The sequence below is a fragment of the Paenibacillus sp. EKM212P genome, from assembly GCF_011066115.1.
GTDB classification, from domain to species: domain Bacteria; phylum Bacillota; class Bacilli; order Paenibacillales; family Paenibacillaceae; genus Paenibacillus; species Paenibacillus polymyxa_B.
The window spans coordinates 202,560-224,119 of sequence record NZ_JAAMNR010000003.1; the positions used below are offsets into that span (position 1 = coordinate 202,560).

Below are 21,560 nucleotides of genomic sequence, written 5' to 3' on the forward strand. Positions count from 1 at the left end.
TACAAGCAAACGCCTGCTCCTCTGTTGGGTACCTCATCATCAATGCAAAAAAGATTAGTACAAACATGCCGCCATGCCAAATGCTAATCGCAGTTTCCGCCGACTTCTTGCTCCAGACTGTACACCGCCCGTTGTCCGCCAATAAGTGGAGGACGGGTGAACGCTGCTGTCACACGTGCTTCGCCAATCCAGCGAAGGCTTGGGCGAAACGGAACAGCAATGGGTCGCAGATGCATGCCAATCAGCGTTTCGCCGATGTCTATCCCGGCATGAGCCTGCACGTTCGCCGCCAAACACGCGTCACTCATAGAACGATAGGCGGCGGTGGCCATAGAGCCTCCTGCTGTACGAACAGGAACAGCTGCAACCTCCGTCAGTCCCAGTCGCTCCAGCACAGCCCGTTCAACGACCAGCGCTCGGTTCAAATGCTCACAGCATTGAAACGCCACATCAAAGCCATACTCCCTGCGAACAGACTCTACTCCAGACAACAGTTGCTGAGCCACATCGAGCGCTCCCGCCGTACCAATCCGACTTCCAGCCACTTCACTTGTGCTAACGCCGATAACCAGCAGGCGACCAGCCTTGAGACTGGCTGCTTCTGCGATTTCCCGCACGACAGAAGTGGTCTGTGCTTCCAGCGGAATCTCATGATCTAATTGTTCCACCATTGGAACCTCCTTTGGTTGAACAGCCTCTCAGAGACTAGGCACGGTCTCATGCCCCAAGTTCAACACACTCTCTCCTGATCACAATCTGACTATATTATAGCCGATGTTTCAGATTTCGAGCAGAAAAAATGGAAGAATCTTTAATGGAATCAACTCTCAGCTAAAAATCTGGCATAACTTGTATATGAAAAAAAGAGCAGTCCACACCTATGTGGAATTGCTCTTTTGCCCAGGCGACCGGCCGTATATCCGATGCTCCATCGTGGTTAATCCCACTTTTGTCGCCAGTTACATCGGATTCTCATTTTTCCACCTTATCTTAACGGATTAACCGCCGAAAATCAACAGATTCCGTACAAAACAGATGAGTAATACCAATTTTATTCGGAAGAACCCTTTAGCTTGTCCAACAGCTTATGCAACGCTGTACGGATTTCCGCAGCTGTGACATCGTAATCTTCTCGCGAACCGCCAAACGGATCAGAAATATCAAAGCCCGGAATCCGTTGGTGTAATTCAATCATTCGTTCACGCTCCTGCGCCGATAGCTCTTGTCCGAGTGAAGCCATCAACTGCTGTGAAGCATATAAACCATCCAACTCCTGTACATCATTCAACACCGCATCCCGGTTCTCCACATATTCCTTAAGCGTAAATACTTTGCCCGCCGTTTGGGGAAAGCGCTGAATTACGTGCTGTTTATGTCCTTGCGTCAAGGTTAAGATCAGATGCGCCCACCCGGCAAGCCCGTCACTCAAAGGGGTCGAAGTGATCTGATCGGATATACCGTGATCACGTAGAACCGCCTCTGCATGTCGGGATATCGGCGTGCCTTCCATCGCGGCTACTCCCGCAGAACGCACTTCCAGTTCTAGCCCATGCTCAGCAGCCAACTTACGTAGCATCCCTTCAGCCATTGGACTGCGACAGGTATTCCCTGTGCATACGAATAAGATATTCTTCAACGTTTTCACCCCCCGTATGTTAAAAAAATATATAAACAGAGGATTACTATAGTTCTAATCCCTTACTATAATCCTGCATTTATTTTACACTGTCTACGCTAAAATCAAAACATAAACATAAAGCCGAATGCCAGCAAAATGGCACCGCCCACTGCTTCTCCATAATCTCCTAGATTGCGGCTGACCTTGCGACCCAGCAGCAGACCCAACATCGCCATTGCTCCCCCGCAAAAACCAAACGCCAAAACGGACAGCACCAGATCACTTTGGAACATACCTAGTGACACTCCTACAGAAAATGAGTCAACGCTCACCCCAAGTGCAAACAGCAAAAGGCCTAAAGGCGAACGATGATCCAATACCTGTACGCCGTCCCCTTTAAAGGAATTATACACCATATGCCCGCCCAAAAGGATGAGTAACCCCCCTGCGAAGTAGGCCGTCACATGACCTAATAAAGAACTCATATAATGGCCTGTGAACATTCCCAGCAATGGCATCAGAATGTGAAAAAAGCCAATAACAGTACTGATGCGCAGCACGTCTCGCAGGCGTATCCCCTTCATGCCGATCCCTACGCCCAGCGATAACGCATCCATTCCTAGCGCTACCGCCATGATCAGAATCGTTACAACCTGCCCGGCATGGGCAGAGGCTGCCAGCATACTCCATCCCTCCATTATCCGTCTGTTCTTGTACACGTTATGCGGACAAGGGGCAAATCAGTACAAGCATACACTGAAAGTACCCCATACCGAGACGAGGAGGGAGGAAAATTTAATATAAGAGACTCTGATTCCACAGAAGCTACAGGCGGACGATTCGGTGACCTGCCGCTTTAAGCAGGCGGTTCATGACGGCATCTCCCAATCCTTTCGGCGGACAGGATTCCGACAAAATGTAGGTGACGCCGTCCTCGTCGCAGCGGCGCAGCACGCCGTACAGACGCTGCGCTGCCTCATGGAGCGCGTCCAACTTGCCTAGCGTGTAGACGCGCTCTCCGGCGTAGCCGGCGGCATGCTCGTCGAACGCGAGCACTGCCGTGCGCTCCCCGCGCGCGGAAGCCTCCGCCAGCGCGGCGCGAATCCAGCCCGTCACCTCAACGGACGACGGGCCTTGTACCACGCTCAAGCGGCCTCGGGGCGCGTAGTGCGTGTACTTCATGCCTGGCGAGCGCGGCGCCGGGCTGTCCGCGTCTTCCCCAGGCGTAGCGGCCAACGCCGGGTCCAGCACGACGGCGCGAGCAACCGCAGCGAGCTGCTCGGCCGTCACGCCGCCGGGGCGCAGGATGGTGACGGTTCCGTCGTCACCCGCCTGCACTACCGTGGACTCCAGTCCCACCCCCGTGGGACCTCCGTCCAAAATGCCGCCGATGCGGCCCTCCAGATCCTCTCGCACATGCTGTGCAAGGGTGGGACTGGGTCTTCCCGACCGGTTGGCGCTTGGCGCAGCCAGTGGACAACCCGCTTCAGCGATCAAACGAAGGGCTATCGGATGATCCGGCATGCGCACTCCGACTGTATCCAGCCCGGCTGTCACACGCGATGACAGTGCCTGCGGCACTACCGGCAATACGAGAGTCAGCGGTCCCGGCCAGAACATATTCATCAGCGCTCGGGCCGTATCGTTTATTTCTGCTACCATACCCTCTAATTGATCAGCATCAGAAATATGTACAATGAGCGGGTTATCGGAGGGACGTCCTTTGGCAGCGAATACCGCCTCCACCGCTTTTGTACTACGAGCATCGGCCCCCAGGCCGTACACGGTCTCCGTAGGAAAGGCTACCGTCTCTCCAGCTTGGAGGAGTACGCCGGCCTCCCGTATGCCCTTTTCCGCCGCGATCCGAGTCTGTTCAGCCCAAACTTGGTCAGAAACATCCCCGTCAATGTTGCTCACAGGAACCAAACATCTTACATCCCACCATTGGGTATGGGAAGACCTCAATGCCTGCTTCAGCTCGCAATTTTCCTGTTCGTCCAGCTTTTGCTCCGATTTTTCCTTTTGCACAAAATCTCCGCGCAAGTCTTGCATTTGATTCGATTTATCACTCATATCAGATCATCCCATATCTTATTGTCATATACAGGCCAGTGATTTCGCTTGATCCTATAAGGCTACTTTGAAAGATCAGTTTATTTGGCTCTGCCATGTGTATATCTGTCGTAAGCTCCATTATAGCATATGGGGAAACTTACACTCCTCAACGTTTAGGCAAACAAGCCACTCACCCAGCTAAACAGTCCCGCAAGTGCATCCCACAGAAAAAAACGTACTTCCGGCTCCTTGTCAGCGGCATTCGTCCGACTTTCTCCGTGATCCGTTTTTGCTGATACCGTTTGTGCCGCTGCTTCCCCACTGCCTGCATCAATAAAGCACAGCGGAGGAAACAGCACGCACCACCAATTTTGCCCTTTTCCTTGCCCCAGCGTAACCCGAAGCGCTTCATAATTCCCTGCTGGGTAGATCAGACCACCGTACATTTTCGTCGGGAAAGGTACGCTCGCCAGTTCCACCTGATGATCATATGCAATGCCGCGACGAGCCAGTTCCGTACCTACCAAACGGTCAATTTCAGGTAAATGGGCATCAATCAATGATCTAGCTTGATCTAAGCTTTGCGGGTTTTCCAGCTCACCCACCCAGGCATTCATCTGCTGGACAATAGCGTCCCGTATTTCGCGTTTAACCAGCTGATCCTCCGGACGATCCGAGTTGGCCAAAATACGCAGTCGAATGGAGTCATGTGGAATCATATTCAGCCCTGTTGTAGCTACTCCTGATGCTAAGGTTCCTCTTGTTCCAGTGGTCATAGCAGCATCCGTCTTTTGACCTTCCCAAGACATCATTAATATCGAAATACAAAATAGTATCATTGCAGCTTGCTTGATCCAACTTCTCATCTTCGTCTCCCCCAAACCCAAACTCTATCATGTCTATCAGTCTGTCCGGTTTGGGAGAGTCTAAACCTATGAATCTTATAAAAGATTCAGGAACACCAAGCTTCTGACCCTCACCGAGGCATATAAAAAAGCCCAGATTTCACAATCTGGACTCTTTCGTTGCACCGTTTCAACTCACACAAATGCCAATCAGTTTCAAGCCAAATCCACCTGCACTAGGCTTTTTTCGCCTTCGTCAAGCTTACTCTGGAAGGCTGCGGCAGATCGTCCTCCAGCTCTTGGCCGTGCACCTTAATACTCATAACCAAGCCGATACTAGCCATGTTAATAAGCAACGAGGTACCACCATAACTTATGAACGGGAGCGTAATCCCCGTAAGCGGCATAATGCCCAGAAACGCACCAATATTCTCAAAAATCTGGTACAGCAACATGGACACAATCCCGACAATAATATACGGTCCGGCGCGATCCCGGCATTCCAGCGAAATCAGGATCATTCGGTGAATCAAAATAAAATATAACAATAGCAGCACTGAAGAGCCTACAAAGCCAAATTCCTCCGCTACGACCACAAAAATAGAATCCGCGTACGTATAAGGAACACGCCCGGACTGTACCGAGGTTCCTTGCAAAAAGCCCTTGCCCATCATCCCGCCAGAGGCTATCGCCAGCTTGGCATTTTTGGTATGATAAGACGCCTTCGCGGTTGCCTCTTCCGGTACCAACCAAGGGTCCAAACGCTCAACCCAGTGACTACGGCCAATCCCCTTCATAAAGGAATCAATCTCATCGTGAAACGAAATATAAGCCTTGATCCCGCCGCCAACGGCGACTGCAAATACGATGAATCCGATTAACGCATGGGATGCCTTCACATTACCAATCCATAGCATACCAATGACGATGACAATGTAACCGAGCGCATTACCCAAGTCATTTTGTGCCATAACCATGGCAAACGGGACAAAGCTCACCAGAGCGACTGGAAGAACATCCTGAATGAAATACAGCTTGCTCTTGCGCTTTTTGATCAGCATATAAGTCAGAAAAATGATAAGGACCAGCTTGAATACCTCAGCAGGCTGAAGATTCAAGCCACCAACTTTCAGAAAGCCCTGAGAGTTGTTAACCGTCCCGCCAAAAAATCCGAGACCCAGCAGGAATATTCCGCCTCCATATACGTACAGGGCTTTTTTAATGAATATCCGAAAATCGACTATCGCTAAACCCAAGATCGCCACAAAACCCAATATATAATACCCGATCATCTTTTGATAGTCATTGCCGTGCTCTGCTAAGTTCGTAGGGCCCCTACCTGCGCTGTATACCGTTATGATACTAATCGCCATGAGCAAAACCAGAATAAAGATAACCGGACCGTCAATTTTTTTCAATTTCTGAAGCATGATTTCCCCCTGAGCCGTTTCTCGGTCATACCCCTCTTATTCTAAAGGAAAGACTCGCAAAAAGAAAATGCAGCACTACTCCGAGACGCCTAGGACATGTCGTTCGATCCCAGCAAGGTCAGGAACGATTATAATGTTCTTCCAATGACCCGCCTGTTCCAGCAGGTCAGCCACGTCTCTGGCCTGTCCCATCCCCAATTCAAACCCGATTAGCCGGGGCGGAGCCTGAAGGAGTCCGAGCTGCTCCAGCATTGCCCGATACGGGCCGAGCCCGTCAGGACCACCATCCAACGCCATCCGCGGCTCATGGTCGCGGACCTCCGGCTGTAAGCCAGCGATGTCAGCAGCCGGGATGTACGGCGGGTTGGACACGAGAATGTCCACCGCCGTTCCCGCGAACGGCGCCAGCAGATCGCCCTCGCGGAATTCTACGGCTGCGCCGTTCGCAGCAGCGTTATGAGCCGCTACTTTTAAGGCGGCAGCCGAAATATCCCCTGCCGCCACGCGCCAGCTCGGTCGCTCAGCCGCCAGCGTCACGGCAATCGCACCGCTGCCCGCGCCGATGTCGAGCGCCTGCGGAGCGCCGCTTGGCCACAGCCGATCACCGTGCTGGAGTATCGCCTCGACGAGCAGTTCTGTCTCCGGGCGTGGGATCAGCACCGACGGCGAAACCATGAACGGGCGGCCATAGAATTCCTGCCGTCCGATAATATACTGCGCCGGTTCACCCGCAGCTTTGCGGGCTATGATCCGTTCCCACGCCTCCTTGGCGGTGGAAGGGAACGGATCACCCAGAGCGGCGTAAAACGCCGTACCTTCCAACCCGAGCACATGCTCCAGCAGCAAACGGGCATTATGCTGCGGCTCCAGAACGCCACAGCTTCCTAAAAAAGAAGAAGCCTCAACTAAGGCTTCTCTGACACTCATGTTCCGTTCCGGCGACATCCGATACACACAATCGCGTTCGTTTCCCAAAACTTAAACCTCTTGTTCCATCAAATCAGCCTGCTCTGCAATCGTGAGCGCCGATACGATTTCTTCGATCTCCCCGTTCATCACCTGGTCCAACTTATGCATAGTTAGGCCAATACGATGATCCGTTACACGGCTTTGCGGGAAATTGTAGGTACGTATACGCTCACTGCGGTCTCCAGTACCTACTTTGCTCTTACGCTCGCCTGCATATTTGGCTTCCTCTTCCTGACGCAACATATCCGAAATACGGGCACGCAAAACTTGCAGCGCCTTCTCCTTATTGGAGTTCTGGGATTTTCCGTCCTGACAGGTTGCCATAATACCTGTTGGCATATGCGTTACACGCACCGCCGACTTGGTCGTATTAACGGACTGTCCGCCCGCACCACTGGAACAGAACGTATCCACGCGAATATCCTTATCGGAAATTTCAATATCCACTTCTTCGGCCTCAGGCATAACGGATACTGTAGATGTCGACGTATGAATACGCCCACCTGATTCCGTCGTCGGAATCCGCTGTACGCGGTGTGCGCCGCTTTCGAATTTCATCTTGCTGTATGCACCACGACCGTTAATCATGAAAATAACCTCTTTAAAGCCCCCGAGATCATTCATGTTCGCGTCCATCAGCTCTACACGCCAGCCTTGAGTATCGGCATAACGAGTATACATCCGATACAAGTCAGCTGCGAACAGTGCCGCTTCGTCACCACCTGCTGCACCACGAATCTCAATAATAACGTTCTTATCATCATTCGGGTCCTTTGGCAGCAGCAAAATACGGATTTTTTCATCCAGCTCCCGCTTGCGAACACTCAGTTCTTCAATCTCCATTTTGACCATTTCACGCATCTCGTCGTCCAGCTTTTCACCCTGCATGGTTTTTGCAGCTTCCAGCTCTTCAACGACATTTTTATATTCGGTATATGCTTCATAAGCAGGCTGTAAATCAGACTGTTCTTTGGAATAATCTCTAAGTTTTTTGCTATCGTTCGCTACATCCGGATCGCAGAGCAGTTCGCTCAGTTTATCGTAGCGGTCCGCCAATGATTGCAATCGGTCCAACAAGCGATTCACCTCTTCAGTTAAATTAATATGAAACCAGCTTCAATTTCACTGGCTACAGCTCTTTATTATACCAACTAATTCATGAATTAGCTACAAGAAATACTGACTAATTTAGGATTTTGCAAAAATCCACACAACATGCAAAACAATAAAAAAGTCGCCGCCCTAATATAGGCAGCGACCACGTAATCTAGCACCTTTCAGAACACACATAATGAAGTCATCGTCTTTTATATATCCGAATCAGGTATTGTATTCTGGAAATTATATATTAAACATTAAAACGGAAATGCATAACGTCTCCGTCCTGCACTACATATTCCTTACCTTCCAGACGAAGCTGACCACGTTCCTTAGCCCCGTTCATCGAACCAGCAGCGACCAAATCGTTGTAGGATACAACCTCGGCACGAATAAATCCGCGCTCAAAATCCGTATGAATTACGCCCGCAGCACCCGGTGCCTTCGTTCCTTTGTGAATCGTCCAAGCGCGTACTTCCTGCACACCTGCTGTGAAATACGTATACAGACCCAGCAAGCGATAAGCTGCTTTAATCAGACGGTTCAATCCGGATTCAGCTAATCCCAGCTCCTCGAGGAACATCGCCTTGTCTTCGCCTTCCAGCTCAGCAATTTCAGATTCTACCTTGGCGCTGATCGGCACCACTTCTGCATTTTCCGCCACGGCAAAATCGCGTACCTTTTGCACATATGGATTGCTATCCGCTTCCGTTACGCCATCTTCGCTAACATTAGCTGCGTAGAGTACAGGCTTCATCGTAAGCAAATGAAGATCGCGTACAATCAACCGTTCTTCATCCGACAACTCTAAGCTACGCGCAGGTTTATCAGCATACAGCGATTCCTTGATCCGCTCCAACACTTCTACCTCTTGGGTGTACTGCTTGTTGCCACCCTTCATGTTTTTGCGGGAACGTTCAATACGCTTGTCTACACTTTCGATATCCGCCAGAATCAGTTCCAAATTAATGGTCTGAATGTCGCTGATCGGGTCAATTTTGCCGTCCACATGGGTAATGTTCTCATCTTCAAAGCAACGTACCACATGTACAATCGCATCCACTTCACGAATATGAGCCAGAAATTTGTTACCCAGACCCTCGCCCTTGCTCGCGCCGCGCACAAGTCCTGCAATATCAACAAATTCAAATGCCGTTGGCACCGTTTTATTCGGCACAACCAGTTCGGTCAGCTTATCCAGCCGCTCGTCTGGTACTTCAACGACGCCTACATTGGGGTCAATCGTACAAAATGGATAGTTTGCGGATTCCGCACCCGCCTGCGTTATTGCGTTAAAAAGTGTTGATTTGCCCACGTTCGGCAAGCCCACAATCCCCGCTTTTAAAGCCATAATCAGAACAACTCCCGTTTATATAAAATATGCGTTATGCCATCCGTTAGTTTACCAACCCACATTATATATGAGAACCTATACACGCGGCAAGCATACGGTTATGAAATTCAGGATATTGCTATATCCCTATTTAGATTTCTTTGCTCATCTGGATATCTGTAATCCGATAGCCCGACTTGCGATATACATGCAAAGCTCGCTCATTATGCCCAAATACATGCAAACCGATGCGTACAGCTCCCAGCCTGCGAGCCTCCTGTTCCAAAGCCTCCATCGCCAGCGTGCCTAGACCCCTCCCTTGGTATGAATCGTATACAAGAATATCCAGTAGGAAAGCTTCTTTTCCTTGCACCCCATCCGTAATATTGAACCAGATGTAGCCAGCTTCCTCCTGACTCTGCCCCCCGGCATCGGAAAACATCAACATATACAGGTGAGCATGAGGTGTGTCTAGTCTCTGTGGCAGGTATCGAGCAAAACTTTCTGCCGCACGTTCTGGTGCTTCTTCTACCGTCCATGTACCCGCTTGGATTTTCTCATCCGCGTAGTCGGCAAGCGAGCGTTGTTCAAATTGATCATATTGCTTTGCATTCATCGGAACCAATGTAATAAGTCCGCTCATCCGTTTACCTTCTTTCTTAGTCGAGTCGTATTTTTGAGTCCTTCTATTCCATCTACCCCAATACCAAACATAACCGTGCGGAGTTCCAGTTCGACCTGCTCCATACGTGCCTCCAGCGCTTCCCTAGAAGCAACCGCAGAACCGAGCAAAGAACGCCCGAAGCCTGCCATGTCAGCTCCCAAAGCAAGCGCCTTCGCTGCATCGACACCGTCTCTCAGTCCACCGCTGCCGATCAGAGCACCATGTGGCTGAACGGCTCTGACTTCCACGATACAATCAGCGGTCGAGTTGCCCCAATCCGCAAACGCCTCCGCCGCCGCGCGACGCACAGGATCAGGATTGCGAAATTTCTCCACTTGGCTCCAGCTTGTCCCGCCTGCGCCAGCGACATCTATAAAGGCTGCACCCGCATCATACAGTCTCGATGCCGTCTCGCCATCTATGCCCCAACCTACTTCCTTCACTCCTACAGGCACTGAAAGCTGACGACACAACTCCTCAATGCGTTGAAGCAAACCGCTAAAATCCAAATTCCCTTCAGGTTGAAAAATCTCCTGCAATCCGTTCAAATGCAGCACCAACATATCTGCTCCGGCAATTTCCACTGCACCGCGACAATCATCCACGCCAAATCCATAGTTCAGCTGCACCGCACCCAGATTGGCAAGGATCGGGATACTGGGTGCCAGACGGCGAACCGCAAAGGTTGAAGCCAGTTCTTCCCTTTCCACCGCAGCCCGTACCGAACCGACCCCCAATGCCCAGCCGCGTCTCTCCGCTGTCTCTGCTAATCGCTCATTAATCGCTCCTGTCTCGGCGCTGCCGCCTGTCATGGAGCTAATAAGCAGCGGTGTTCGTACAGCTCGTCCTAAAAAAGTAGTATCCAGACGAACCTCGTCAAAATGCAACTCCGGCAGAGCGCAGTGCTTAAAGGCATATCGCTCCAGCCCGCTGGTAATGCCTTGTCCGGCCACATCTTCTTGCAAACAAAGGCGGACGTGCTCAATCTTCCGTTCGCCTGTCCTCGCGGCAGGCAACAAAGAGCCGGATCTATTAAAACCGTCAGGTGCTCCTTTTTCATTTTCTGTACTACTCATCTATGTTCCACCTCATCCAAAGTCACTCTGTTTATTGTATCAAGTTCAAGAAGCACAAATAAGACCGTTCCCGAACACGGTAACCGATCTATTTATCGTCTCTTATATCAAATATCGTAACCCTTAAAGTGGCTATTTTAAGATACTTTCATTGTATCATGGATGGAAAAATATATACACGATCGTGGACATTTTTTCTTACCCATGGCCATGTTCAAAATTTGCAATAAACCAGTTATTTCGGAAACTCTACAGAAAAGCCGCTCCTAATTGAGCTGCCGCTTTTCTGCAAAATGCCTATTTGAAAGGACGATCCCTATCCCAGCAAGATAAAGGCCATTTACAATCTCCTCTATCCCTTCATTGAATCAGGTACAGATGAAATGCTTTCTGCTTGCTCCTTCGTACGCCCATGTCCAAATTTGAATACCAGAATACCACCGATAATGACCAATACTCCGATCAACTTGTTAAAGGTAAAAGGAATCTTTTCTAATCCCAGCCATCCTAACGAATCCCACAACAGGGCCGTACCTAATTGCGCCGTCAATACTATGGAGATCGCATAGGTCGGGCCAAGTCGCTTCATTCCTTGCACCAGACAGAACACAACACCGACACCAATCATGCCACTAAACCAGTACCACGGCTGCATATGCTGTAAAGTAAATGTATTTTTCCCTTCAAAAATAAGACTTCCGAGTAAGGAAGCCACGAACCCTGTTCCCAGCACCAATGTTGTTGTAGCCCACGATCCTGTCCGTTCATTCACCTTATTATTGAATATCGTTTGCAGACTGACCAAGGCACCTGCGATAATCGCCAATACAATTCCTAATAACATATGTTAACTCTCCCTTGATGATCCTTGATATTCTTCTGCTTTCATAAATGCCCATATTACAATGATTCATAAATATTATGTCCTGCCAGTTCACTCAAACCTTTTCTGTCCCGAATGACAATGTAGCCTTTTGTCCGTTCAACCCATCCATCTTCAATCATTTTGCGAATAACACGGTTGAGATGTCTATAGCTGGTTCCGATCAGATTCGCCACATCTACCAGACTGGATGCACGTAATTCCTCATGAAAAGCCGTATTCGATTCGTCAAAAGAAACCGATAGCAGGTAGCTCGCCAGCCTGACTTCCACCGGATACATGAGATTGAAACTGGAAAAGTCGGAGTCCAGGCAAAACTTTCGCGTGACAATATCCAATAGAAATTGCAGCAAAGGAGCATAGTCTCTGCCGTATTTGTTCATCCATTGGTGGTGAATACCGATCACATAGATCGGAGACACTGCCTCTACTGTGTTGATGACGTGACTACTCCGAATATATTCAACATCTCCTATAACCTCGATCGGTGTTTTGAAGCAAAGGATCAGGGTTTTCCCTTCTGTAGAGCTGGTATAAATCTTGACCTTGCCCTGCACCAGTATATATAGATGCTCGATGGGGTCCCCCTGTAAACAGAGCTTTTCCCCTTGCTCCAAACGATGCAACGACAAATAAGGATGTAGTGGCTCGTAGAGTATGGATTCCAACTCATGCAGCTGCAAAAAATATTTTAGCTGCTCTTGATCCTGAATTTCTCTCATTCCTAAGCTCACCTTCAATCTCTTCATTCTAAGCTTTCTTTACAAGTTAAATTTCTATTTTAGAGCTTCAGAATAATTACACCCGCGATCATCATACCAATACCTATAAATTGTGGCAGCTTCATCTTTTGCTTCACTATACCGAACCATCCCTTAATATCTACCAGGAAGGTTAAACACAACTGCGCAATCAACAACGCCGAGATCGTGAACGTAACCCCAATATGTTGGATTGCCGTGACTTCACTAAATATAATAATTGCTGCAAAGGCACCGCCCCAAAGATACATCGGCTTTACCTGTTTCAGTTCAGCCACATTGCCATCCCTTGTAAACATCCAGACTAATGCTGCCAAAATAAAGCCTATTAGCTGAGTAACAGTGGCCGCCTGCCATGTACCGATATCCTGACTAATCCGTGTATTCGCTACCCCCTGTAGCGTAATACACGCTCCTCCCAGAAAAGCAAACAAGATTCCTCTCATAAATCGTTATTCTCCCCATGTAAATGACTTTTATATATATTAAATTATAGGGCAGACTTCCTATAAAGGACATATGTCCTCAACGAATAGTAAATTATATTCCATTTAATTCCATTTAATTCCATTTATTATCCGCGTCAATCCTGCACACTTGCGTTAATAACTTGACAGTATCCCATCATAAAACTGCATGTTCCGGCACGATAAAATGGAATGCAGCATTCAATTGAGGAGTTGATCGTCATATGACTACACGTGATCCGCTGCATTCTGTGCCGGAATATCAAAGAAGAACTGAGAAAAAGGGTCGGGCTTTTAAAATCGCCATTCTGGTACTTATCCTCTGGCTGATTGCCGTCATGCTGTATCAGACCCATAAACCATTGCCTCCGTTCGTCTCTTATGAGAGTCAGGAGTATTCGACCCATGAGGTAAACTTCTGGACAGATTTGACCTATCCCACCGGGGATGGAAGCACTGTACAGCATGAAGGTCAAATTTTGAATCGTATGCTCGGGATCATTGATGAAGCCCAACAATTTATTGTCATCGACCTGTTTCTGTTCAATGACTATAAGCATAAAGGTCAGCACTTCCCCCAAGTCAGCGCACAAATGACCGATCATCTTATTGCCAAAAAGAAAGCTCATCCGGATATGCCTATCTTTTTCATTACAGATGAAGTCAATACCAACTACAATTCTGCCCCCAATCCTTTGTTGGAGAATATGAAGCGAGCAGGGATTCAAGTCGTGCAGACCGATGTAGACCCGTTGCGGGACTCCACGCCCATCTATTCGGCGGTGTGGCGTACCTTTTTCCAATGGTTCGGGCAGCAGGGCACAGGCTGGATTCCCAACCTTATGGCCAGTGACGGACCTGATGTTACGGCTCGCTCCTATCTTAAGCTGTTAAACGTCAAGGCCAATCACCGAAAATTGGTTGCCAACGAACAGACAGCGCTCATTTCTACAGGCAACGTGCACGACGCGAGCGCCTATCACTCCAATGTAGCGCTGGAGGTGAAGGGGCCTATCATCGGAGACATTTTACAAACAGAGCAGGCGGTGTTGGACTTCTCGGGTGGCGGGCAGCTTCCTGCCTATACACCACAGGCCGAACCCAAAGTTCCATCGGGTAAGGACAGCTACCGGATCAAATATCTAACTGAGGGCAAGGTGTACACCTCGGTTCTGGATGGCATCGGGCAGACGAAGAAAGGTGACAGCATTCATATGGGCATGTTTTATTTGGCTGACCGCAAAGTATTGAACAGCCTGCTGGATGCCTCTGCCCGCGGTGTAAACATCCAATTGCTGCTGGACCCCAATCAAAACGCGTTTGGTCAGGAAAAAATCGGCATCCCCAATCGTCCGGTTGCCCAGGAGTTGTCCGATAAATCGGGCGGGAACATTCAAATTCGCTGGTATCATACCACCCATGAGCAGTTCCATACCAAACTGATTTATATCGCCAAGGCGCAAGGAGAGCATATCATTTGGGGTGGCTCTACCAATCTGACCCCCCGTAATCTGGATGATTTGAATCTGGAAAATGAGTTGTGGGTGGCCGCTCCGGCGGACAGCAAGCTGACCCGACAGGTTGCGGCCTATTTTGATAAGCTATGGAATAATCAGGGGGCTGAATACAGTTTGGATCTAGCAGCTTACGAGGATCATTCAACATTTTGGAAAGATATTATATACCGTCTACAGGATATTTTAGGCTTTACTACATTTTAACTACGGGATACTGCTGTAGCGAATTCGTTTATGCTTACAGCAGCGGTGAAAGCAGCCGCGCGAGTGATTCCATCAAACGTTTGAACAGACGTTTTTTCATGAATTCTTCGCGTACGATCAGACTGGCAGAGTGCAAATCTCGTTCGTAGTCCGTTACCATCTGCTGCACACTGTGCGTTTGAATTAACAGAGCGTTAACTTCAAAATTCAAATGAAAGCTACGCATATCCATATTGGCTGTCCCGATGGTCGCAACTTCCCCGTCAATGATGAGGAGCTTGGAGTGGAGGAACCCTTTTTCATATTCATATACCTTGACTCCAACCTCCAGCAACGACTGGAAATACGAATGGGACGCGAGGAACGGTAGCCATTTATCCGGTTTTGCGGGAAACAGAATACGCACGTCCAACCCGGACAAGGCAGCCATCCGTAAGGCAGTCAGGATATCTTCATCCGGGATAAAATAAGGAGTGGCAATCCAGACTGATTTTCGGGCAGATGTGATCATGGAGAAAAAGAGATTTTTAAGTACTCTCCGCTCATTATCCGGGCCGCTGGCAATAATCTGCACGCCTCCATCCGTAATGGGTTCAATATTGGGAGACAGATATTCGCTATCGAGCACCGACTCGCCCGTCATGTGAAGCCAATCCTGTAAAAATATAAGCTGCAACGTCCGCACAGCTTCGCCCTTCACAATCATATGCGTATCACGCCAAAAGCCGTAGGCTTTGTTGCGGCTGAGATACTCATCCCCTACATTTAGTCCACCAATTAATCCGATATTACCGTCGATAACTACAATTTTACGGTGATTACGATAGTTTACCCGGCTGGAGAAGAACAAGATCCGAGCGCCGCCGTACGCAACGACCTCTACTCCTGCATCTCTCATTTCCTTTAAAAATGACTTCGATAACTGAATACTGCCCACCGCATCGTACATAAACCGAACCTTAACACCCGCTTTAGCCTTTTCGATCAGAATTTTCTGAATGCTGGTACCGATATCATCCGACCGGAAAATGTAATATTCCATATGGATATGATGCTGCGCCTTGCGCAGTTCTTCCAGCAAAGTGGAGAAGGTTTCATCTCCATTGTTCAGAATTTGAGTTTCTGTCGCAAAATAAATCGGGGATCGGGCCAGTCTGCGGGCCAAACGCATCAACTGCTGCTGCTCATCTGTAAAGCAGGTCAGATCTCGTTTGACTCGCAAAGCATCCTTTTCTATGCGGTCGTAAGCCTGTTGGTCACGCAATGCCTTTTTATCATACTTGCGACGCTTGAATACATTTTGCCCAAACAGAAAATAAAGAGGAAGTCCAACGACTGGCAGCAATGCCAGCAGCAAAATCCAGGACATCGTAGTGGAGGGATTACGATTCTCCGTAAAAATAATCAGACTGATGGAGATCACTGTCAGGGTGGAAAAAATACTGATGACAGTTCCTTCATTTTTGCCGATGTAATTAAACAAGCCAAAATAATAAATAATAAACACCATAGCCGCGATCAATACGGCCAGTAAGCTTCGCCTCATAACTAACCTCACTTCCAGTGGACTGCATTTGACAGGTATTCTTCATTATATTGTACATGAGCCCCTTATTTCTTCCCACTTTTTTATTAAAATGTTGATAAAAAAAATCCAAAGAAAAGCTTTATACAAAACGCAAGGATGCTGGGTTGACACTTACTTTTTTTCGTGTAAAAATAAACTAACGAACGTTAGGTAGGTGAAAATAATGGGGATGGAAGAGATTCGAAAGGCCGCTCTTTTTCAGTTTGCCACCAATGGGTATGAGGGTGCCTCCTTGAGCAGTATTGCCGCTGAGGTCGGTATCCGAAAACCGTCTATATACGCGCATTTCCAAGGCAAGGAGGATCTGTTTCTACAGGTGGCGAGGTACGCTTTTCAAGAGCAGAATTTACGTATTTTCGAATACTTTACGGAACGTAAAGATCAGCCGCTTAAGCATACCCTGCATGACTTCTTGTTTTGGATGGGACAGGAATATGAGAGCAACGACTCAGCCAAGTTTATGCTTCGCTTTTCCTTCTTTCCGCCTGTATCGTTGTATAACGAGATGTTGGATATTGTTAATCCTTTTCTGGATAAAATGGAGCGAAAATTAACTCGCCGCCTCCGGAATACACGGGATCGGGAACCCTTTGGGCATATGGAGCCAGTGGATGTGGCTTTAGCCTTCATGACACTGGTGGATGGAATCATGGTGGAGCTACTGTACAGTGGAAGCATCAACTACCACCGAAGACTGAACGCTGCATGGCCTATTTTTTGGCGTGGGATTACGTTAACCTCACCTCATGAAGCGTGAAGCCGTCGAACTTATAAAATCTATTTTTGAGGAGAACATTCATCATGAATCGCAGTTGGATTTACGTTTTTGTTGGCGGCCTGATTGAGGTCGTATGGGTATCGGGTTTGAAGCATGCGGATTCTGCACTCGCCTGGGCTGTAACCGTGCTGGCTGTGGTAGCCAGCTTTTATTTGATCATGAAGGCTGCGAACCGACTGCCTGTAGGCACAGTGTATGCTGTATTCACCGGACTAGGGACAGGGGGAACAGTCGTAGGCGAAATGCTGCTATTCGGAGAACCGTTTCAATGGTCCAAAACGCTATTAATCGCCCTTTTGCTGGCAGGTGTGGTCGGTCTGAAGTTAGTTACCGACCGTGATGTTCAGGAAGGGAGTGGCGCATAATGGCTTGGATTGCATTGGTTATCGCGGGGTGCTCGGAAGTGTTAGGAGTCATCGGTATGAAGGGAGTTACGGTGGGCAAAGGCTGGAAGTCCTTAGTGCTCATGGTCCTATCCTTTGTTCTTAGCTTTTCTCTACTCAGCTATGCCATGAAAAGTTTGCCTATGGGCACCTCCTATGCCGTATGGACAGGCATCGGAACGGTTGGCAGCACAATTACAGGCATGTTCTTGTACGGTGAACAAAAAAGCGTACTGCGTGTTTTATTCATCGCCATGATTCTTGCCGCAGCATTGGGATTAAAGCTAATATCTTAGCATGAGCGAATGGCATCAAATATTGCGAATTGCTGATCTTAAAGGAGTGATGCCTTGTGATTACCACCGTAACGCTTAACGCGGCTGTGGATAAAATCTACACGGTTGCAGGCTTCGGTTTGAATGCCGTCCACCGCATGGAAGGCGGCCTGACGGTACCGGGCGGCAAGGGCGTGAATGCCGCCCGCGTCATCCGCTCGCTAGGCGAGCCTGTACGAGCGACCGGGTTTGCTGCCGGACACACCGGACGGCTGCTCATTGACGGGTTGAGCGCAGAAGGCGTAAGCGCCGATTTCATTGAAACGGCACATGGGGAGACCCGTCTCGCCATTACCGTGCTCGACCCGTCCGCGCGCACGCAGACCGAGCTGATTGAGAGCGGACCGACGGTTGGGCCGCTTGAATTAGCCGCACTGCGGCGCAAAATCGAGACCCTTGCCGAGGAGTCGGCTTGGGTCGTCCTCTCCGGCAGCCTGCCACCCGGCTGCCCGCCCGATCTGTACGCCGAGCTGTGCACGCTGGCGAAGGCGCGCGGCGCGCGGGTGGCGCTGGACGCGAGCGGTGAGGCGCTGCGCTTGGGGCTGCGCGGAAAGCCCGACCTCGTGAAGCCTAACGAGGACGAGGCCGCTCACTTCGCGGGAATCGACGCACTGCGTCCGGATGCCGCTGAAGCGGCGGCATCGAAGCTGCTGGAAGCCGGAGCGCAGCTGGCCGTCATCTCGCTCGGCGCGCGCGGGGCGCTGGCGGTAACGCACGATGCGCGCTACCGCGTGAGCCTGCCAGACGCGGACATTGTCAGCGCGCTCGGCAGCGGTGACGCTATGGTCGCCGGGCTGGTCACCGGCGCAGCTACGGGGCTGGATCTCCCTGCCATGCTACGGCAGGGAGCGGCCTGCGGCACAGCGGCAGCTCTGCACGCCATGGCCGGGAAGATCGAGCTCCAGGACGTGAAGCGTCTGGAGCAGGGCATTACGGTGACGCTGTTGTAATTCAGCGTCATTTTTTTTATTTCATTTAAGCATTCGCTTATCTTCATTTCACAAATACAGTTATTCCGAATGCTCTATATTCCAAATGTGGGTTTTCGAGTTGCTTACAGCAAAACCCTGTTTTCCAGTATATTTTTCATACAAATATGCGACTTCGAAGGCCCCAGCTTAACTAATGAATCCTGAAGCTCTGCAATTTCCTCTACCGACGCGGTTTGCACCTTAATGAGATAATTAAATTCCCCACTGATGCGAAATAAATCGGTGACTTCCTTCGCCTCTCTACAAAATTCAACCAACTCTTGGCAATGTTCTGTCTTTATTAGAATAAATGTAGTCGTTCCTCGATTCAGTTCCCGTAAATTAAATACGGTACTATATCCCGAAATAATCCCTCGTTCTTCAAGCTTGGTTATCCTTTCTTTAACAGACGGCTGTGACATCGAGATTTCTTTACTGATTTGGGAAATAGTTATCCGAGCATCATGCTGTAGCAATTTCATGATTTTGTGATCTATATCGTCAATGTGATGCTGCATATCGAGCCCCTCCTAACCTGAATTTAAAAAATAACGTTTTTCACCCAAATTAACTTTTTTTCAATAATTAATATAGTATAAAAACCTTACTCTAAATATATAAGCACCACAACATTATTCATATAATAAGGTTCACTTACATGAGGATTTTGCAAAAATCTCATAAGCGACTTCCAATGAACAATATATAGATCGAAATGGTTTAGTTCGTCTATATATTGCACTTCGGAGCGACTGGAATCGAATTTTGCAAAATCCTGAATCAAAAGGAGGATCTGAAATGAGTGTGAAGGGACTAGCGCATGTTGCCATACAAGCCCGTGACTATCAAGCGACCATTGCATTTTATACCAAGGTATTGGGATTTAAAAGAGGACATCACTGGAGTCTTCCGTCTTTTCGAATTCAAGAGGCTTCCATGCTGATCTCACCCGATCAGAGAACCTGTCTCGAAATTTTTGATAATGATGCTGTCATTCCTGCCCAAGGAAAAAAAGCTGCATCCGAGCAAGAGATTGCCCACGGGGCTTTATTACACTTGGCATTTTACGTAGACAATGTGGATGAAATATATCAAAAAGCCCTTGCCCACGGAGCAAGAACCTTTGTGGAACCCAATCAGCTTACACTTGGCGAACCTCCTCTAGTTGTAACAAATGCATTAGTCCACAGCCCCAATGGTGAGGTTATCGAATTTATCGAGGATGTTGATTTTGATATGTCCTTATCTAGCAATAAGTAATTCTCATAGCTATTAAAAAGATCCACTTCCCGGTGAAGTAGGATCTTTTTATATTCCATACAGCTCTGTCGTTATCTCTATGGAAGAATTAAACTGTTCCTAAAAAACATCCGATATATTAATTATCGCTTTGTTTAAAGGAGTAGATTATCATCTCAACTGATTTCAATGTGTATTGGTTTCATTTTAGTTCTGATCTGCTGATGCCATTGTTCAGCTTGATTGGACTGCTACTCATCTATTTTGGATTCAGAACGATCCGTCGTCATCGTTATCGTAAACGCCACTGGGTCCGTACCAAGGGGCAAATCGTTGATGCGCATATCGAAGTAGATATTGATGTCGTTCCCTTTGACCGAGATGATCCGGTAGATACTAGCTACACCCGCCGATTAAAGGTGCGCTTCTATACAGCTTCAGCTGAAGCCGTAGAATTCTGGAATCCTTATAGCACCAACCTAAGCCTCAACCGGGTTGGCAGCAAGATCAAGGTATTATACAATCCATCTAACCCTCGAGACGCCCGAATTGCAGGCGGTGTAAATGGTGCAGGCTGTCTGGCCTTTATGCTGTTTTTGATCGGTGTTCCCTTTGCTTTGAGCGGGGTATTCGCTGTATTGAAATTTTTCTTCTAACCAGGTTTGGATCACATACCAGTAATGAAATTTATCGCCATGTAAATAGCCAAGCCTAAAATAATCAGTGCCGATATTTTGTTGAGCACAGTCCCAAACTTCCCTTCCGAATCCATACGTCCCACGAGACGCCCCGCTGTTGCCAGACCGATAAACCATATCCAAGATACGGACACGGCGGCCAGACCAAAGGCCCAGCGTTCCCCGCCGTCATATTGAAGGGAACTGGTTCCAATTACGCCAACCGTGTCGAGTATGGCATGTGGATTCAATAGCGATACCGAAGCGGCAAAAATCATCTGGCGTTTCGGCCGCATCGCCTGACTTTCTCCCGAGGAAGCCGCCTTCGATCTCCATAAAGTCCAGGCCATATACAGCAGAAACAAACAGCCCGCCGCATAGAGTACGTTCGTGAGCCATAGAAATTGCTGCAAAATAAGGGACACGCCCCCAACCGCAAGCGTGATCAGGATTGTGTCACAGACACCCGCTGTAATGACAGCAGGCAGTGCATTGCGAAACCGCGACTGAGACGCCCCCTGATTAAACACAAATACATTTTGTACCCCCAAAGGCAAAATCAATCCCAATGCCAATAAAACAGCATGGATAATAGCTTCCAGCATGTTATGTACTCCCCTCAAAATCATTACACTTCTTCTCTCTCATCTCCTGTTATTTCCTTCCGTT

24 protein-coding genes and 1 riboswitch are annotated in these 21,560 nt (G+C 48.6%); of the genes, 7 read left to right on the top strand and 17 right to left on the bottom strand.

Going from position 1 to position 21,560, the window contains the following annotated elements; genetic code table 11:
- Positions 1-83: 83 nt before the first annotated feature.
- The 14 genes from G9G54_RS10085 to G9G54_RS10150 all read right to left on the bottom strand — a co-directional run bounded on the left by G9G54_RS10085 (position 84) and on the right by G9G54_RS10150 (position 13,178).
- Positions 84-671, bottom strand: a complete 588-nt coding sequence (locus G9G54_RS10085) for a TIGR01440 family protein (protein ID WP_165177746.1) — start codon at positions 669-671, stop codon at positions 84-86.
- A gap of 220 nt (positions 672-891) precedes the next feature.
- Positions 892-973, bottom strand: a riboswitch (ZMP/ZTP riboswitch).
- Between the two features lie 78 nt (positions 974-1,051).
- The gene (locus G9G54_RS10090) at positions 1,052-1,636 is read right to left on the bottom strand and encodes a low molecular weight protein arginine phosphatase (RefSeq protein ID WP_165177748.1); all 585 of its coding nucleotides are present in this window, start codon (positions 1,634-1,636) and stop codon (positions 1,052-1,054) included.
- A 104-nt stretch (positions 1,637-1,740) separates the two neighbouring features.
- On the bottom strand, positions 1,741-2,301 hold the full coding sequence (locus G9G54_RS10095) for a manganese efflux pump MntP (RefSeq protein WP_023990719.1): 561 nt from the start codon (positions 2,299-2,301) through the stop codon (positions 1,741-1,743).
- Positions 2,302-2,443: 142 nt separating this feature from the next.
- Positions 2,444-3,691, bottom strand: coding sequence for an L-threonylcarbamoyladenylate synthase (locus G9G54_RS10100; RefSeq protein ID WP_165177751.1), 1,248 nt, complete (start codon positions 3,689-3,691; stop codon positions 2,444-2,446).
- A gap of 155 nt (positions 3,692-3,846) precedes the next feature.
- Entirely contained in the window at positions 3,847-4,539 is a 693-nt protein-coding gene (gene spoIIR / locus G9G54_RS10105) for a stage II sporulation protein R (protein ID WP_165177753.1), read from the bottom strand.
- Positions 4,540-4,754: 215 nt separating this feature from the next.
- Positions 4,755-5,948 (bottom strand): FtsW/RodA/SpoVE family cell cycle protein, encoded by a 1,194-nt coding sequence (locus G9G54_RS10110; RefSeq protein WP_165177755.1) that lies wholly within the window; start codon positions 5,946-5,948, stop codon positions 4,755-4,757.
- Between the two features lie 75 nt (positions 5,949-6,023).
- The gene (prmC, locus tag G9G54_RS10115; protein WP_165177757.1) at positions 6,024-6,923 is read right to left on the bottom strand and encodes a peptide chain release factor N(5)-glutamine methyltransferase; all 900 of its coding nucleotides are present in this window, start codon (positions 6,921-6,923) and stop codon (positions 6,024-6,026) included.
- A 3-nt stretch (positions 6,924-6,926) separates the two neighbouring features.
- Positions 6,927-7,994, bottom strand: a complete 1,068-nt coding sequence (gene prfA / locus G9G54_RS10120) for a peptide chain release factor 1 (protein ID WP_013312344.1) — start codon at positions 7,992-7,994, stop codon at positions 6,927-6,929.
- 271 nt (positions 7,995-8,265) lie between these two features.
- Positions 8,266-9,366 carry a redox-regulated ATPase YchF gene (gene ychF / locus G9G54_RS10125; RefSeq protein ID WP_039271572.1) on the bottom strand — a complete coding sequence of 367 codons (1,101 nt, stop codon included), beginning with the start codon at positions 9,364-9,366 and terminating at the stop codon, positions 8,266-8,268.
- A 133-nt stretch (positions 9,367-9,499) separates the two neighbouring features.
- Positions 9,500-9,991, bottom strand: a complete 492-nt coding sequence (locus G9G54_RS10130; RefSeq protein WP_165177759.1) for a GNAT family N-acetyltransferase — start codon at positions 9,989-9,991, stop codon at positions 9,500-9,502.
- A complete protein-coding gene (gene fni, locus G9G54_RS10135) occupies positions 9,988-11,088 on the bottom strand; it encodes a type 2 isopentenyl-diphosphate Delta-isomerase (protein WP_165177761.1) in 1,101 nt (366 codons plus the stop codon). Before fni ends, G9G54_RS10130 begins: the two co-directional genes overlap by 4 nt.
- 352 nt (positions 11,089-11,440) lie before the next feature.
- Positions 11,441-11,932 (bottom strand): DMT family transporter, encoded by a 492-nt coding sequence (locus tag G9G54_RS10140; RefSeq protein ID WP_039271577.1) that lies wholly within the window; start codon positions 11,930-11,932, stop codon positions 11,441-11,443.
- Positions 11,933-11,988: 56 nt separating this feature from the next.
- Positions 11,989-12,693, bottom strand: a complete 705-nt coding sequence (locus tag G9G54_RS10145; RefSeq protein WP_165177763.1) for a Crp/Fnr family transcriptional regulator — start codon at positions 12,691-12,693, stop codon at positions 11,989-11,991.
- A gap of 59 nt (positions 12,694-12,752) precedes the next feature.
- A complete protein-coding gene (locus G9G54_RS10150) occupies positions 12,753-13,178 on the bottom strand; it encodes a DMT family transporter (protein ID WP_039271579.1) in 426 nt (141 codons plus the stop codon).
- A 245-nt stretch (positions 13,179-13,423) separates the two neighbouring features.
- Here G9G54_RS10150 and G9G54_RS10155 point away from each other — a divergent pair, with 245 nt between their 5' ends.
- Positions 13,424-14,920 carry a phospholipase D family protein gene (locus G9G54_RS10155; RefSeq protein ID WP_165177765.1) on the top strand — a complete coding sequence of 499 codons (1,497 nt, stop codon included), beginning with the start codon at positions 13,424-13,426 and terminating at the stop codon, positions 14,918-14,920.
- A 34-nt stretch (positions 14,921-14,954) separates the two neighbouring features.
- Here G9G54_RS10155 and cls read toward each other — a convergent pair whose 3' ends face one another.
- Positions 14,955-16,466 carry a cardiolipin synthase gene (gene cls / locus G9G54_RS10160; protein ID WP_023990731.1) on the bottom strand — a complete coding sequence of 504 codons (1,512 nt, stop codon included), beginning with the start codon at positions 16,464-16,466 and terminating at the stop codon, positions 14,955-14,957.
- 205 nt (positions 16,467-16,671) lie between these two features.
- On the opposite strand from cls, the gene G9G54_RS10165 reads away from it, so the two are divergent.
- Genes G9G54_RS10165 through G9G54_RS10180 form a run of 4 tightly spaced genes read left to right on the top strand, consistent with a single transcriptional unit; the run spans position 16,672 to position 18,954 of the window.
- Positions 16,672-17,265, top strand: coding sequence for a TetR/AcrR family transcriptional regulator (locus tag G9G54_RS10165; protein WP_165177767.1), 594 nt, complete (start codon positions 16,672-16,674; stop codon positions 17,263-17,265).
- 44 nt (positions 17,266-17,309) lie between these two features.
- Entirely contained in the window at positions 17,310-17,651 is a 342-nt protein-coding gene (locus tag G9G54_RS10170; RefSeq protein WP_165177769.1) for a DMT family transporter, read from the top strand.
- Entirely contained in the window at positions 17,651-17,965 is a 315-nt protein-coding gene (locus G9G54_RS10175) for a DMT family transporter (RefSeq protein WP_013312355.1), read from the top strand. Before G9G54_RS10170 ends, G9G54_RS10175 begins: the two co-directional genes overlap by 1 nt.
- A gap of 56 nt (positions 17,966-18,021) precedes the next feature.
- Positions 18,022-18,954: a 1-phosphofructokinase family hexose kinase gene (locus tag G9G54_RS10180; protein WP_165177771.1), complete on the top strand. Its 933-nt coding sequence runs from the start codon at positions 18,022-18,024 to the stop codon at positions 18,952-18,954.
- 104 nt (positions 18,955-19,058) lie between these two features.
- Here the strand turns inward: G9G54_RS10180 and G9G54_RS10185 are convergent, their stop codons facing one another.
- Positions 19,059-19,493, bottom strand: a complete 435-nt coding sequence (locus G9G54_RS10185) for an Lrp/AsnC family transcriptional regulator (protein WP_165177773.1) — start codon at positions 19,491-19,493, stop codon at positions 19,059-19,061.
- Positions 19,494-19,773: 280 nt separating this feature from the next.
- Here G9G54_RS10185 and G9G54_RS10190 point away from each other — a divergent pair, with 280 nt between their 5' ends.
- Complete coding sequence (locus tag G9G54_RS10190) at positions 19,774-20,235, top strand: VOC family protein (RefSeq protein WP_165177775.1); 462 nt, start codon at positions 19,774-19,776, stop codon at positions 20,233-20,235.
- A 170-nt stretch (positions 20,236-20,405) separates the two neighbouring features.
- Positions 20,406-20,870 carry a DUF3592 domain-containing protein gene (locus G9G54_RS10195; protein WP_165177777.1) on the top strand — a complete coding sequence of 155 codons (465 nt, stop codon included), beginning with the start codon at positions 20,406-20,408 and terminating at the stop codon, positions 20,868-20,870.
- An 11-nt stretch (positions 20,871-20,881) separates the two neighbouring features.
- Here G9G54_RS10195 and G9G54_RS10200 read toward each other — a convergent pair whose 3' ends face one another.
- Positions 20,882-21,496 carry a LysE/ArgO family amino acid transporter gene (locus G9G54_RS10200; RefSeq protein WP_165177779.1) on the bottom strand — a complete coding sequence of 205 codons (615 nt, stop codon included), beginning with the start codon at positions 21,494-21,496 and terminating at the stop codon, positions 20,882-20,884.
- Between the last annotated feature and the right edge of the window lie 64 nt (positions 21,497-21,560).